This window comes from Enterobacter sp. Tr-810 (assembly GCF_011752765.1).
GTDB lineage: Bacteria > Pseudomonadota > Gammaproteobacteria > Enterobacterales > Enterobacteriaceae > Enterobacter > Enterobacter soli.
This window is the reverse complement of the sequence record NZ_VWWW01000006.1, coordinates 221,861-235,910: the sequence shown is the minus strand read 5'-3', so window position 1 is coordinate 235,910 and position 14,050 is coordinate 221,861. Positions and strand designations below refer to the sequence as shown.

Genomic DNA, 14,050 nt, shown 5'->3' with positions numbered 1-14,050 from the left:
CCGGCAAAAAAAAACCGAAGCACAGGCTTCGGTTTTTTTATGCACATCAGTTTGTAGCCGGGTATTCCTGGATAGTCACCTGGATTGTCAGCTTCTTATCATTACGCATAACTTCTACCGGAATGATCGAGCCTGGACGGATTTCCGCAACCTGATCCATGGTCTCCAGCGCAGATACCGCCGGTGTGCCATTCACTGACACAATCACATCGTTGACCTGAATACCTGCATTGGCTGCCGGGCCGCCTGGTGACACCTCGTTGACCACGATCCCCTGGATCTGATCAATGCCGCCACCCTGGGTATGCATTGGGGCAATTTCACGTCCGCCAATACCAATGTAGCCACGGATCACGCGACCATCGCGGATCAGCTTGTCCATGATTTTGGTGGCCAACTGGAACGGGATTGCAAAACCGATCCCTTCAGGGGTTTCGCCGTCATTACTCTTATCGAAAGATAAGGTATTGATCCCCATCAGTTCACCCAGCGAGTTCACCAGCGCACCGCCGGAGTTACCGTGGTTGATAGAGGCATCTGTTTGCAGGAAGTTTTGTCTGCCAGATGGGTTCAGGCCAATTCGACCGGTGGCGCTGATAATTCCCTGAGTGATGGTTTGCCCCAGGTTGTAGGGGTTACCAATCGCCAGAACAACATCCCCGATATGCGGCGTACGTTTGCGGTTAATCGGGATAACCGGCAGGCCGCCGGTGGCGTTGATTTTCAGCACGGCAAGGTCGGTCAGGCTGTCAGAGCCAACCAGCAGTGCTTCAAACACGCGGCCATCCTGCAATGCGACGATTATCTGGTCGGCATCGTTGATAACGTGCTTGTTGGTAATGATATAGCCGCGTTCGTCCATAATCACACCGGATCCAAGGGTACGGATCTCCAGCTGGTTATGGCTCGAACTGTTAAGACCGCGGTTATAGACGTTAACCACGGCGGGGGCGGCACGGCGAACGGCCTGGTTGTAAGTGGCAGGCGTTTCATCCGTGCTGTCAAATTGCGGTGCCGTCAGCTTATTGAACTGACGTAAAGACGGCATAGCCACTAACAGCAGGCCTGCAACGATCAAACCGATGGCAATAGAACGAAAGAGCTTTAAAAGCATGATGCGCGTGTCGTTAAAAAAGGAACGGTTTGCAGCATAACATGAGTTCTCCGGACATCACACGCAGCGGCGATGTCCGGAGTCGCAAATGCTTAGCGCAGTAAAATATAGATAGACTCATTGCCACGCATAATTTGCAGGGCAATGACCGTTGGTTTACTTTCCAGCACCTTGCGCATTTCCGCGATGGACTGCACGCGGTTGCGGTTCACGCCGATGATCACATCATCCTGATGTAAACCCGCCTGAGCTGCAGGGCTGCTTTTTTCGACGCTATCGATAGTAATGCCTTTCGTGCCGTCTTTAAGCTGCCCGTCACTCAGGGTCGCGCCTTGCAGCGCAGGGGCGATAAGCTCTGCGCTGGCCGAAGAGGACGTGCTTTTATCCAGCGTGACTTCCACATCCAGCGGCTTGCCATCGCGAATCAGGCCGAGTTTTACTTTGGCACCCGGTTCGGTGGTGGCGATACGTGAACGAAGCTCGGCAAAACTGCTCAAAGGCTTATCATTCAGGCTCACAATGACGTCGCCTGATTTTACCCCCGCCTTAGCGGAGCCGGAGTTTGGTAGCACTTCGCTGACAAACGCGCCACGCTGCACGTTGATGTTGAACGCTTTAGCGATATCCGCGCTCATCTCCATCCCTTTAATGCCCAACAGCCCGCGTTTCACTTCGCCAAACTGCATCAGTTGTTGCGCCAGGGTTTTGGCCATATTACTCGGGATAGCAAAACCGATACCGATACTGCCGCCGCCAGGCGCCAGGATAGCGGTATTAATGCCAATCAGTTCGCCGTTCAGGTTAAGCAGCGCGCCGCCGGAGTTACCCCGGTTAATAGAGGCATCGGTCTGGATAAAGTTTTCCAGCCCTTCCAGATTCAGGCCGCTGCGCCCCAGCGCGGAAATGATGCCGGAGGTTGCCGTTTGCCCTAAACCAAACGGGTTACCGACCGCCACGGCGAAATCACCGACGCGAAGTTTGTCGGAGTCTGCGATGGCGATTTGCGTCAGATTACTGGGGTTTTGCACCTGCAACAGTGCGATATCACTCTGGTCATCACCGCCAATCAGTTTGGCATCAAACTCCCTGCCATCGTTCAGCTGCACGCTGATTTTATCGGCCTGGCTAATAACGTGATTGTTGGTCAGGATATAGCCTTTAGCGGCATCGATGATCACCCCGGAGCCCAGACCTTCAAAAGGCTGAGCCTGCTGGTCGGGGGATTCATCACCGAAATATTTTTTCAGTTCTTCAGGGACGCGCTGGTTTTGCAGCGCAGTACCTTCCACCTTTACGCTCACTACAGCAGGTAGCACTTTTTCCAGCATCGGTGCGAGGCTAGGAATGGCCGCCTGCCCTGGAACCAGCGCAGGCAGGCTTGCGGTTGCAGGGAAGGACGCCGAGAGAGATAACCCGACACTTAACGCGATAGCGCTTAAAAGCTGGTTTTTTTTCTTCATCGATGCTGACTCTCGTAACCTGAAATAAAGGAAGAACGGCCCCAAAAACATGTTGATGTTATTGAATTTTAAACCGCTGAACAATGAGGTGTTTGACTAAATAATAGCTGGGGTCAGAAAGAAAGGACGGGTGCAGCATGTGCACCCGTAAAATATATTCAGGTTGTGCGATTAATCGCGTTTTGCGCCACCGCGAAGCAGGCCGGATGCGCCGTCTGAATAGTCGCGTGGCATCTGCACCGGGGCTTGATCGTTACCGGCTTCGGAGTCAGCCAGACGATTGCGGAATGGGTTGGATTCCGCGGTCAATTCCGGCAGCAGGCTGCTGGAGCTTTTTGCCATGTGTTGATACAGCTGGCGATAATCAGTCGCCATGTTGTCCAGCAGCTCGGCGCTACGGGCAAAGTGGCTGACCAGCTCTTCGCGATACTCTTCCAGTTCAGCTTTATTCTTTTCCAGTTCGTACTGTAAGGACTGCTGCTGACGCAATTTGCGATTACCGAAACGCATGGCCACAGCACCGATCACGATGCCGACGACTAAACCAATTAGCGCATATTCCCAGGTCATGAACTTCTCCCGTTGTCTTGTGATTCCGTAGGGTGTTGGCTCGGCTCCTGCCTGTGCCTGATAATGCCACTATAACCGCTATTTCCGCAGAAGTGGAATCCTGACGTATCATCGCGTAGTGTAGAACGGCCTTTTTTTCATCAGTCATGCACACTGATGAGCATTAACTGAAGGAATAACAACAATATCATGCAAAGCCTTTCCCCCTCATCGCGATACCAACAGGCCCTGAATGAGGGCTCGCATCAGCCGGATGACGTTCAGCGTGAAGCGGTAAACCGACTGGATACGATTTACCAGGAGCTCACGGCAAAACCCGCAGACGTAGTGCAAAGCGGTGGGTTAAAAGCGGCATTTGGGCGGTTGCTCGGAAAAAAAGAGCCGCAGGTGAATGCACCAGTTCGTGGCTTATATATGTGGGGAGGCGTGGGGCGCGGTAAAACCTGGCTGATGGATATGTTCTACCAAAGCCTGCCGGGAACGCGTAAACAGCGCCTGCACTTCCACCGTTTTATGCTGCGTGTTCATGAAGAGCTGACGGCGCTACAGGGGCAGAGCGATCCGCTGGATATTGTTGCCGAGCGGTTCAAAGCCGAAACGGACGTACTGTGTTTCGATGAGTTTTTCGTTTCCGACATCACCGATGCCATGCTGCTGGGCGGCCTGATGAAAGCGCTGTTCGCGCGCGGGATTACGCTGGTGGCCACATCGAACATTCCCCCTGACGAGCTTTACCGAAACGGTTTGCAGCGGGCGCGTTTTCTGCCAGCCATTGATGCTATCAAGCAGCATTGCGACATCATGAACGTTGATGCGGGTGTGGATTATCGTCTGCGCACGCTGACCCAGGCACATTTGTGGCTGTCACCGTTAAACGCCGACACACAAAGCCAGATGGATAAGCTGTGGCTGGCGCTTGCGGGTACGGCGCGAACTAACATGCCGGTGCTGGACATTAACCACCGGCCACTGCAAACGCAGGGCGTTGAGAATCAAACGCTGGCGGTCTCTTTCACCACGCTTTGCGTGGATGCCCGCAGTCAACATGACTACATTGCGCTTTCACGCCTGTTCCACACGGTGATGCTGCTGGACGTGCCCGTCATGACGCCGCTGATGGAGAGCGAAGCGCGCCGTTTTATTGCGCTGGTGGATGAATTCTATGAGCGCCATGTGAAGCTGGTGGTGAGCGCAGAAGTGCCTTTATATGAGGTGTATCAGGGCGAACGGCTGAAGTTTGAGTTTCAGCGCTGCCTGTCGCGTTTGCAGGAGATGCAAAGCGAAGAGTACCTCAAGCGTGAGCATATGCCATAAATGCTACCTTCTCCCAGTGGGAGAGGCGCCGGGGGGCATCGACTTTATTACGCTACCCTCTCCCCGTGGGAGAGGGGCTGGGGGTGAGGGCATCAGGCCGCACAAAACTCACCCCCCGAAAAACCCGCTCCGAATCACATTTAAGGGTCGATCTTTGACCTCAACTTCTCTATAATCTTGCGACCCCACGTTACGAGAAGGTTTTTTTCCCGAAACTTTCTATGTGTCGGCATTTGCTATTCGAAGGGGTAGGTTTGCCGGACTTTGTCGTGTGAGCCTCAACTGACTAAACGTTTGGGTGTTCACCAACGTGTAACTTATTATTTGGGTAAGCTTTTAATGAAAACTTTTACAGCTAAACCAGAAACCGTACAGCGCGACTGGTATGTTGTTGACGCGACCGGTAAAACTCTGGGCCGTCTGGCTTCCGAACTGGCTCGTCGCCTGCGCGGTAAGCACAAAGCGGAATACACTCCGCACGTTGATACTGGTGACTACATCATCGTTCTGAACGCAGAAAAAGTTGCTGTAACCGGCAACAAGCGCGAAGACAAAATGTACTACCATCACACCGGCCACATCGGTGGTATCAAAGAAGCGACCTTTGAAGAGATGATTGCTCGCCGTCCTGAGCGTGTGATTGAAATCGCGGTTAAAGGCATGCTGCCAAAAGGCCCGCTGGGTCGTGCTATGTTCCGTAAACTGAAAGTTTACGCAGGTAACGAGCACAACCACGCGGCACAGCAACCGCAAGTTCTTGACATCTAATCGGGATTATAGGCAATGGCTGAAAATCAATACTACGGCACTGGTCGCCGCAAAAGTTCCGCAGCTCGCGTGTTCATCAAACCGGGCAGCGGTAAAATCGTAATCAACCAACGTTCTCTGGAACAGTACTTCGGTCGTGAAACTGCCCGCATGGTAGTTCGCCAGCCGCTGGAACTGGTTGATATGGTAGAAAAACTGGATCTGTACATCACCGTTAAAGGTGGTGGTATCTCCGGTCAGGCAGGTGCGATCCGTCACGGTATCACCCGCGCTCTGATGGAGTACGACGAATCCCTGCGTTCTGAACTGCGTAAAGCTGGCTTCGTTACTCGTGACGCTCGTCAGGTTGAACGTAAGAAAGTGGGTCTGCGTAAAGCACGTCGTCGTCCACAGTTCTCCAAACGTTAATCATTTTCTGCTCACGCAGAACGATTGGCGAAAAACCCGCTTCGGCGGGTTTTTTTATGGATAATGCTCAGGTTATCCACAAATTCAATGCATATATGTCCTCTTTTTCCACATTTCCAGAATCCCCTCACCACAATGGTCGTAAAATCTGGTAAACTATCATCCAATTTTCTGCCCAAATATCGGTGAATACTCGATTTTTGTTCGATTCTTGAACAATGTGTCTTCTCTGGGATGGGCGATATTTCATCTGGCTGGCCCTGGTGGGCTGGTAGCAGTAAAAATTCTGAATATACCTGGAGGTTTTCATGGCTGTCGCTGCCAACAAACGTTCGGTAATGACGCTGTTTTCTGGTCCTACTGACATTTATAGCCATCAGGTTCGTATCGTGCTGGCCGAGAAGGGTGTCAGTTTTGAGATCGAGCATGTGGAAAAGGATAACCCGCCTCAGGATCTGATCGATCTCAACCCGAGCCAAAGCGTGCCGACGCTGGTAGATCGTGAGCTGACCCTGTGGGAATCCCGCATCATTATGGAATATCTTGATGAGCGTTTCCCGCATCCGCCACTGATGCCGGTATACCCTGTTGCGCGTGGTGAAAGCCGCCTGTACATGCAGCGTATCGAGAAAGACTGGTACACGCTGATGAACGTTATCGTTAACGGTTCCTCGTCTGAAGCGGATGCTGCACGTAAACAACTGCGTGAAGAGCTGCTGGCGATTGCGCCAGTGTTTGGTCAGAAACCTTTCTTCCTGAGCGACGAGTTCAGCCTGGTAGACTGCTATCTGGCTCCGTTGCTGTGGCGCCTGCCTACGCTGGGTGTAGAGTTCAGCGGCCCGGGTGCGAAAGAGCTGAAAGGCTACATGACTCGCGTATTCGAACGCGACTCTTTCCTGGCTTCTCTGACAGAGCCGGAACGTGAAATGCGTCTCGGCCGAGGCTAATGACTGTGGAAATGTCACAACTTTCTCCACGCCGTCCTTATCTGCTGCGCGCCTTCTATGAATGGCTGCTGGATAACCAGCTCACGCCGCACCTGGTTGTGGATGTGACGTTGCCGGGTGTGCTGGTGCCAATGGAATACGCACGCGACGGACAGATAGTGCTGAACATCGCACCGCGTGCGGTAGGTAATCTGGAACTGGCCAACGACGAAGTGCGTTTTAACGCGCGCTTCGGCGGTGTACCGCGTCAGGTTTCTGTGCCGCTCGCTGCTGTACTGGCTATCTATGCGCGTGAAAACGGTGCAGGTACCATGTTCGAGCCGGAAGCGGCTTATGATGAAGACGGTGCCAGCCTGAATGATGACGACGTTTCTGACGATCGCGAAAGCGATACGGTGATGTCTATCATTGACGGTGACAAACCTGACCATCACAACGACCACGATCCTGATGACGATCCGCCGCCGCGCGGTGGCCGTCCGGCGCTGCGCGTTGTGAAATAATCAAACAGGCCCATCGGGCCTGTTTTGCTTTCTGCCCCTTTTCGCCACCTGTAATTTCCTGTGTTATGATGAATTTTTCTCCCTTTCCGGCACCGGACTGCAATGAAACCGACTGATCTTAAAGCTGAAAACTCTGATGAATCCATTGGCCGCAGCCTGCGACGTCGTCCGCTGGCGCGCAAAAAGCTGTCCGATATGGTGGAAGAAGAGCTGGAGCAGATGATCCGCCGCAAGGAGTTCGCTCAGGGAGAACAGTTGCCCTCCGAACGCGAGCTGATGGAGTTTTTTAACGTTGGGCGCCCGTCCGTGCGTGAGGCGCTTGCCGCGCTAAAGCGGAAAGGACTGGTGCAAATCAACAACGGAGAACGCGCCCGCGTCTCCATGCCTTCTGCCGATACCATCATCGGCGAGCTTTCCGGTATGGCGAAAGATTTCCTGACCCAGCCAGGCGGCATTGCTCACTTTGAACAATTACGCTTGTTCTTTGAATCCAGTCTTGTGCGCTTTGCTGCGGAATATGCCACAGACGAGCAACTGGAACGACTGACAAAAGCGCTGGAAATCAACAGCGAGTCGCTGGACGACAACACCCTGTTTATTCGGTCCGATGTCGATTTCCACCGAGTGCTGGCCGAAATCCCCGGCAACCCCATCTTCATGGCGATCCACGTTGCGTTGCTCGACTGGCTGATTGCCGCGCGGCCTAAAGTCGCAGATTCCGAACTCTATCAACACAATGAAATCAGCTATCGGCAGCATATTGCGATCGTTGATGCGATCCGCCGTCGCGATCCTGATGAAGCCGATCGTGCGCTACAGACCCACCTCAACAGCGTATCGGCCACCTGGCATGCCTTCGGGCAGAATTCCAAAGCCAAAAAATAACGATCCTTTAGTGAAGCAGATCGCAATATAAGCGTTCTGTATGCCACTGCTGCTAAATTGATCTGGTATAACAGGTATAAAGGTATATCGTTAAAACAAACCAGTCATTCATTGAGGTATCTATGGCAACGCAATTACGTGGCGTAATGGCCGCACTCCTGACCCCGTTTAACGCCCAGCAGGCACTGGATAAAGAGAGTCTGCGCCGTCTGGTGCAGTTCAATATTCAGCAGGGGATCGACGGGCTCTATGTTGGTGGTTCGACGGGGGAGGCCTTTGTACAAAGCCTGTCTGAACGTGAACAGGTTATGGAAATTGTGGCGGAAGAGGCGAAAGGAAAAATCACCTTAATTGCCCATGTCGGCTGTATCAGCACGGCAGAAAGCCAGCAACTCGCCAGCGCAGCGGCCCGTTTTGGCTTTGATGCCGTGTCCGCCGTCACACCGTTTTACTATCCCTTCAGCTTTGAAGAACATTGCGACCATTACCGTGCAATTATTGATTCGGCTGATGGTTTGCCGATGGTGGTGTACAACATCCCTGCGCTCAGCGGCGTGAGGTTGACGCTGGATCAGATAGACACGCTGGTCACCCTGCCGGGTGTTGGCGCACTGAAACAAACCTCAGGCGATCTCTTCCAGATGGAACAGATCCGCCGCGCGCATCCCGATCTGGTGCTTTACAACGGTTACGATGAGATCTTTGCATCAGGCTTACTGGCTGGTGCTGACGGCGGGATCGGCAGCACCTACAACATCATGGGCTGGCGTTACCAGGCGATCGCCAAAGCGATCCGCGAAGGGGATAACGTGACCGCTCAAAGGCTACAAAGCGAGTGTAACAAGGTCATCGACCTGCTGATAAAAGCGGGTGTCTTCCGCGGTCTGAAAACCGTGTTGCACTACATGGACGTGCTTTCTGTGCCGCTGTGCCGAAAACCGTTTGCACCAGTGGACGAACAATACGTGCCTGAGCTGAAAGCCCTGGCAGAACAATTGATGGCAGAGAAGCGCTAATCCATTGCCGGATGGCGCTTCGCGTATCCGGCCCACAAAAACACGCTACGTAGCCGCCATCCGGCTACGTAAACCGTTATCGGGAGAGTGTTATGAGTATGTCTACCCAAAGCATCCCGTGGTACCGCCATCTTAGTCGCCCCCAGTGGCGCGCATTCTCTGCCGCCTGGCTGGGATATCTGCTTGATGGCTTCGATTTTGTGTTAATTGCCTTAGTTCTGACAGAAGTAAAAAGTGAATTTGGATTAACCACGGTGGAAGCGGCCAGCCTGATTTCGGCAGCCTTTATTTCACGCTGGTTCGGCGGGTTACTGCTGGGTGCCATGGGCGATCGCTATGGGCGTAAACTGGCGATGATCACCAGTATCGTTCTCTTCTCTTGCGGCACACTGGCGTGTGGTTTCGCACCGGGTTACGTCACCATGTTTATCGCTCGTATGGTGATTGGTATGGGCATGGCGGGCGAATACGGTTCCAGCGCCACCTATGTCATTGAAAGCTGGCCGAAGCATCTGCGTAATAAGGCGAGCGGTTTTCTTATCTCCGGCTTTTCTGTTGGCGCGGTGATTGCGGCCCAGGTCTATAGCCTCGTGGTACCTGTTTGGGGCTGGCGGGCGCTGTTCTTTATTGGCATCTTGCCCATCGTGTTTGCTTTGTGGCTGCGGAAAAATATCCCGGAAGCCGAAGACTGGAAAGCGAAGTACCAGGATAAAGCGCCGGTACGTACGATGGTCGATATCCTGTATCGCGGCAAATATCGCGCGATCAACATCCTGATGACCCTGTTTGCCGGTACAGCGCTGTGGTTCTGTTTTGCCGGAGAGCTCAACAATGCGGGTCTGGTGGTCATTCTCGGCCTGCTATGTGCCACGGTGTTTATCAGCTTTATGGTGCAAAGCAGCGGTAAGCGCTGGCCTACTGGCGTCACGCTGATGGTCGTTGTTCTGTTCGCTTTTCTCTATTCCTGGCCGATTCAGGCGTTGTTGCCCACTTACCTGAAAACCGAGCTGGCGTATGACCCGTCGACAGTGGCGCGCGTGTTGTTCTTTAGTGGATTCGGTGCGGCGGTGGGGTGCTGCGTGGGCGGCTTCCTCGGTGACTGGCTGGGCACGCGCAAGGCCTACGTCTGTAGCCTGCTGGCCTCACAGCTGCTGATTATCCCGGTATTTGCGATCGGTGGCGCAAATGTCTGGGTTCTGGGCTTGCTACTCTTTTTCCAGCAGATGCTGGGGCAGGGGATTTCAGGGATCTTACCTAAACTCATCGGCGGCTATTTTGATACCGACCAACGTGCCGCCGGGCTGGGCTTTACCTACAACGTGGGGGCGCTGGGCGGGGCTATCGCGCCGGTGATTGGTGCCTTGCTGGCGCAGAATATGGAACTGGGTACGGCGCTGGGCTCGCTCTCCTTCGGCCTGACGTTTGTGGTTATCTTGCTCATCGGTCTGGATATGCCTTCTCGCGTTCAGCGCTGGGTAAGACCGGAAGCTCTGCGTACCCACGATGCCATTGATGGTAAACCGTTAAGCGGTGCAGTGCCTTTCGGGGCGGATAAAAGCAGCCTGATTAAACACAAGGGATAACGTGATGTCATTGATTGAAAAGCTTAATCAGAAGATAGCCGCAACCGGCGGGTTAATTGTCTCCTGCCAGCCCGTCCCGGAAAGCCCGCTGGACAGGCCAGACATCGTCGCGGCAATGGCGCTGGCGGCAGAACATGCCAGCGCTGTGGCTGTGCGAATTGAGGGTATTGCGAATCTGCGTGCTGCGCGTCCGCTGCTCTCAATCCCGGTGATTGGCATTGTTAAACGCGACCTGCCTGATTCTCCGGTGCGCATCACACCCTTTCTTGAGGATGTGGATGCCCTGGCGCAGGCGGGTGCTGACATCATTGCTTTTGACGGCACCGATCGCCTGCGCCCCGCCACACGTGAAGCCATCGTGGAGAGGATCCACCACCACGAACGGCTGGCGATGGCCGACTGCGCATCACTGGAGGATGGGCGTTATTGCCAGCAACTTGGCGCTGAATTGATTGGCTCGACACTCTCGGGCTACCTGACGCCGGACACGCCAAAAGACCCCGATCTTGCGCTGGTTCGCGCGCTAAGCGATGCGGGTTGCCGGGTGATTGCCGAAGGGCGCTATAACTCACCGGAGCTTGCGGCGCAGGCGATGCAGCACGGGGCGTGGGCGGTGACGGTTGGCTCGGCAATCACCCGTCTTGAGCATATCTGCCAGTGGTTTAATGACGCCATGCGCGAGGTGCGAAATGTCGACACTGGCCATTGATATCGGCGGCACCAAGCTCGCCGCCGCGCTTGTGGATGGGCAAACCATTACCGCACGTCGGGAACGGCCGACACCTGCCAGCCAGACACCGCAGGCGTTGCAGGAGGCACTCCAGGTGCTAATCGCACCCTTACTCATATCGGCAGAGCGGGTGGCGGTGGCCTCGACCGGGATCATCCACAATGGTGTTCTGACGTCCATCAATCCGGCGAACCTGGGCGGGCTGGCGCAGTTTCCGCTGGTTGGGTTTCTTTCGGGGATCTCCGATCTCCCGGTAATGGCAATCAACGATGCGCAGGCCGCTGCCTGGGCAGAGTTCTGCACGTTACCTGGCGGTGACGATATGGTGTTCCTGACGGTTTCAACCGGCGTGGGCGGCGGTGTGGTTCTCAATGGGAAATTGCAGACGGGCAGCGGTGGGCTGGCGGGGCATCTCGGACACACGCTGGCCGATCCCGGCGGGCCGCTTTGCGGTTGCGGGCGCAGAGGCTGCGTCGAGGCCATTGCGTCGGGGCGCGGGATTGCGGCTCAGGCGCAGGCGGAACTTGCTGGGCTGGACGCAAAAGCGATATTCGTGCAGGCCGCGCAGGGCGTTCCCCAGGCGCGAAGTCTGGTTGCACGCTCTGCACAAACGCTGGCACGGCTCATTGCTGATGTTAAAGCTGTCACCGATTGCCGGAATGTTGTCATCGGGGGCAGCGTCGGTCTGGCCGACGGGTATTTACCGCAGGTTGCGGAATATCTGTCGCAAGAGCCGGAGATTTATCAGGTCGCGCTCCGGGCCGCACATTATCGTCATGATGCCGGGCTATTGGGCGCGGCGTTATTAGCACAAGGATACGCGTCATGATTCTGGGAACATTGTCGTCACTGACTTCATCAGGCCTGCCTTCTGCCTGGGTCAATGCGTTAACGCTGGCGCTTAGCGCACGTCCGCAGGAGAAAGCACCCGGACACTATGCACTTCAGGGGGATGACGTCTTTATGAACGTCATGCAATTTGCCACGCAACGGCCGGAACAAAAGAAGGCAGAGCTGCACGAGCAATATATTGATATCCAGCTTCTGTTAGCCGGAGAAGAACGCATTCTGTTTGGCACGGAGGGCTCTGCGCGGGAGTGCGAGGAAAAGCATGTCGCTGAAGATTATCAGCTTTGTTGCCACATTGAAGAGGAACAATCACTGGTACTAAAACCGGGAATGTTTGTGGTGTTTATGCCCGGAGAGCCGCATAAACCGGGATGTGTGGTGGGCACAACAGGAGAGATTAAAAAGGTGGTGGTAAAAGTTCGCGCCAGCCTGTTGGCAGCATAAAAAAAGCCGGATGGTGTTGCCATCCGGCTTATGTCTTACACTTCCAGGTAGTTCAGAATACCGTCTGCCGCTTTACGACCTTCGGCAATCGCGGTGACCACCAGGTCAGAGCCGCGCACGATATCACCACCGGCGAAGATTTTCGGGTTGCTGGTCTGGAATGCGTTATCGCTGCCTTCCGGTGCAATCACGCGGCCCTGAGAATCCAGCTCCACGCTGTGCTTCGCCAGCCACTCCATGCTGTGAGGACGGAAACCAAACGCCATCACTACCGCGTCTGCCGGGATCACATGCTCGGAGCCTGCCACGATTTCAGCGCGACGACGGCCTTTTGCATCCGGTGCGCCCATTTCAGTGCGCGCCATTTTCACCCCGCTCACTTTACCGTTGGCATTCACTTCAACACCCAGAGGCTGGATGTTGAACTGGAACTCCACGCCCTCTTCACGCGCGTTTTTCACTTCGCGTTTGGAGCCTGGCATGTTCTCTTCGTCACGGCGATAAGCACAGATAACGTGAGTCGCATTCTGACGAATGGAGGTACGCACGCAGTCCATCGCGGTATCACCACCGCCCAGTACGACCACGCGTTTGCCTTCCATGCTGACGTAAGGCTCATCGGCCGTTTCGCCGTAACCCATAATCTGCTTGGTGTTAGCAATCAGGAACGGCAGGGCGTCGTAAACGCCTGGCGCTTCTTCGTTCTCCAGACCACCGCGCATAGACTGATAAGTGCCCACGCCCAGGAACACGGCATCGTAATCTTTCAGCAGATCGTCGAGCTGCACATCGCGACCCACTTCCACATTCAGTTTGAACTCGATACCCATGCCGGTGAAGATTTCACGGCGGCGGGTCATCACCTCTTTTTCCAGCTTGAAGGCCGGGATACCGAAGGTCAGCAGACCACCGATTTCCGGGTGACGGTCAAAGACCACCGCCTTCACGCCGTTACGGGTCAGGACGTCCGCACAGGCGAGGCCCGCCGGACCTGCACCGATGATCGCCACGCGTTTGTCGGTTTGCTTCACGCCGGTCATATCCGGGCGCCAGCCCATCTCGAACGCTTTATCGTTGATATAGCGCTCGATGTTACCGATGGTCACCGCACCAAACTCGTCGTTCAGCGTACAGGAACCTTCACACAGACGGTCCTGAGGACACACGCGGCCGCAGACTTCCGGCAGGGTGTTAGTCTGGTGAGACAGCTCGGCGGCTTCAAAAATACGCCCCTCGTTGGCCAGTTTCAGCCAGTTCGGGATGTAGTTGTGTACCGGACATTTCCATTCGCAGTAAGGGTTACCGCAGGACAGGCAGCGGTCTGCCTGTGCTTTGGCCTGGCCTTCTGAAAATGGCTCATAGATTTCAACAAATTCAATTTTACGGATCTTCAGCGGTTTCTTTGGCGGATCAACACGCTGCAAGTCGATAAACTGGTATACGTTCTGGCTCATCTGAA

Annotated in this window: 15 protein-coding genes; 11 read left to right on the top strand and 4 right to left on the bottom strand. The window is 54.6% G+C overall.

Annotation, left to right across the window (positions count from 1 at the left end; all coding sequences use genetic code 11):
- Positions 1-46: 46 nt before the first annotated feature.
- The 3 genes from degS to zapG form a co-directional block, all read right to left on the bottom strand.
- A complete protein-coding gene (gene degS, locus F3J30_RS17690) occupies positions 47-1,114 on the bottom strand; it encodes an outer membrane-stress sensor serine endopeptidase DegS (protein WP_014071983.1) in 1,068 nt (355 codons plus the stop codon).
- Between the two features lie 92 nt (positions 1,115-1,206).
- Complete coding sequence (degQ, locus tag F3J30_RS17685) at positions 1,207-2,574, bottom strand: serine endoprotease DegQ (protein WP_166718056.1); 1,368 nt, start codon at positions 2,572-2,574, stop codon at positions 1,207-1,209.
- Positions 2,575-2,745: 171 nt separating this feature from the next.
- Complete coding sequence (gene zapG / locus F3J30_RS17680; RefSeq protein WP_014071981.1) at positions 2,746-3,144, bottom strand: Z-ring associated protein ZapG; 399 nt, start codon at positions 3,142-3,144, stop codon at positions 2,746-2,748.
- Between the two features lie 189 nt (positions 3,145-3,333).
- Between zapG and zapE the strand changes: the two genes are divergently transcribed.
- The 11 genes from zapE to nanQ all read left to right on the top strand — a co-directional run bounded on the left by zapE (position 3,334) and on the right by nanQ (position 12,591).
- Positions 3,334-4,458, top strand: a complete 1,125-nt coding sequence (gene zapE, locus F3J30_RS17675; protein WP_166718055.1) for a cell division protein ZapE — start codon at positions 3,334-3,336, stop codon at positions 4,456-4,458.
- A 339-nt stretch (positions 4,459-4,797) separates the two neighbouring features.
- Positions 4,798-5,226, top strand: coding sequence for a 50S ribosomal protein L13 (rplM, locus tag F3J30_RS17670; RefSeq protein WP_131635278.1), 429 nt, complete (start codon positions 4,798-4,800; stop codon positions 5,224-5,226).
- A gap of 15 nt (positions 5,227-5,241) precedes the next feature.
- Positions 5,242-5,634 carry a 30S ribosomal protein S9 gene (gene rpsI, locus F3J30_RS17665; RefSeq protein ID WP_003860436.1) on the top strand — a complete coding sequence of 131 codons (393 nt, stop codon included), beginning with the start codon at positions 5,242-5,244 and terminating at the stop codon, positions 5,632-5,634.
- A 308-nt stretch (positions 5,635-5,942) separates the two neighbouring features.
- Positions 5,943-6,581, top strand: coding sequence for a stringent starvation protein SspA (gene sspA / locus F3J30_RS17660; protein WP_014071978.1), 639 nt, complete (start codon positions 5,943-5,945; stop codon positions 6,579-6,581).
- A gap of 5 nt (positions 6,582-6,586) precedes the next feature.
- The gene (gene sspB, locus F3J30_RS17655) at positions 6,587-7,084 is read left to right on the top strand and encodes a ClpXP protease specificity-enhancing factor (RefSeq protein WP_041162289.1); all 498 of its coding nucleotides are present in this window, start codon (positions 6,587-6,589) and stop codon (positions 7,082-7,084) included.
- 102 nt (positions 7,085-7,186) lie between these two features.
- On the top strand, positions 7,187-7,969 hold the full coding sequence (gene nanR, locus F3J30_RS17650) for a transcriptional regulator NanR (protein WP_166718054.1): 783 nt from the start codon (positions 7,187-7,189) through the stop codon (positions 7,967-7,969).
- 122 nt (positions 7,970-8,091) lie between these two features.
- Positions 8,092-8,985: an N-acetylneuraminate lyase gene (gene nanA, locus F3J30_RS17645; protein WP_166718053.1), complete on the top strand. Its 894-nt coding sequence runs from the start codon at positions 8,092-8,094 to the stop codon at positions 8,983-8,985.
- 92 nt (positions 8,986-9,077) lie between these two features.
- Positions 9,078-10,568, top strand: coding sequence for an MFS transporter (locus F3J30_RS17640; protein ID WP_166718052.1), 1,491 nt, complete (start codon positions 9,078-9,080; stop codon positions 10,566-10,568).
- A 4-nt stretch (positions 10,569-10,572) separates the two neighbouring features.
- Entirely contained in the window at positions 10,573-11,277 is a 705-nt protein-coding gene (locus F3J30_RS17635; RefSeq protein WP_166718051.1) for an N-acetylmannosamine-6-phosphate 2-epimerase, read from the top strand.
- Positions 11,258-12,127 (top strand): N-acetylmannosamine kinase, encoded by an 870-nt coding sequence (locus F3J30_RS17630; protein WP_166718050.1) that lies wholly within the window; start codon positions 11,258-11,260, stop codon positions 12,125-12,127. The genes F3J30_RS17635 and F3J30_RS17630 overlap by 20 nt, the downstream gene beginning before the upstream one ends.
- Entirely contained in the window at positions 12,124-12,591 is a 468-nt protein-coding gene (gene nanQ / locus F3J30_RS17625) for an N-acetylneuraminate anomerase (RefSeq protein WP_166718049.1), read from the top strand. The genes F3J30_RS17630 and nanQ overlap by 4 nt, the downstream gene beginning before the upstream one ends.
- 35 nt (positions 12,592-12,626) lie before the next feature.
- Here nanQ and F3J30_RS17620 read toward each other — a convergent pair whose 3' ends face one another.
- A complete protein-coding gene (locus F3J30_RS17620) occupies positions 12,627-14,045 on the bottom strand; it encodes a glutamate synthase small subunit (RefSeq protein ID WP_014071970.1) in 1,419 nt (472 codons plus the stop codon).
- Between the last annotated feature and the right edge of the window lie 5 nt (positions 14,046-14,050).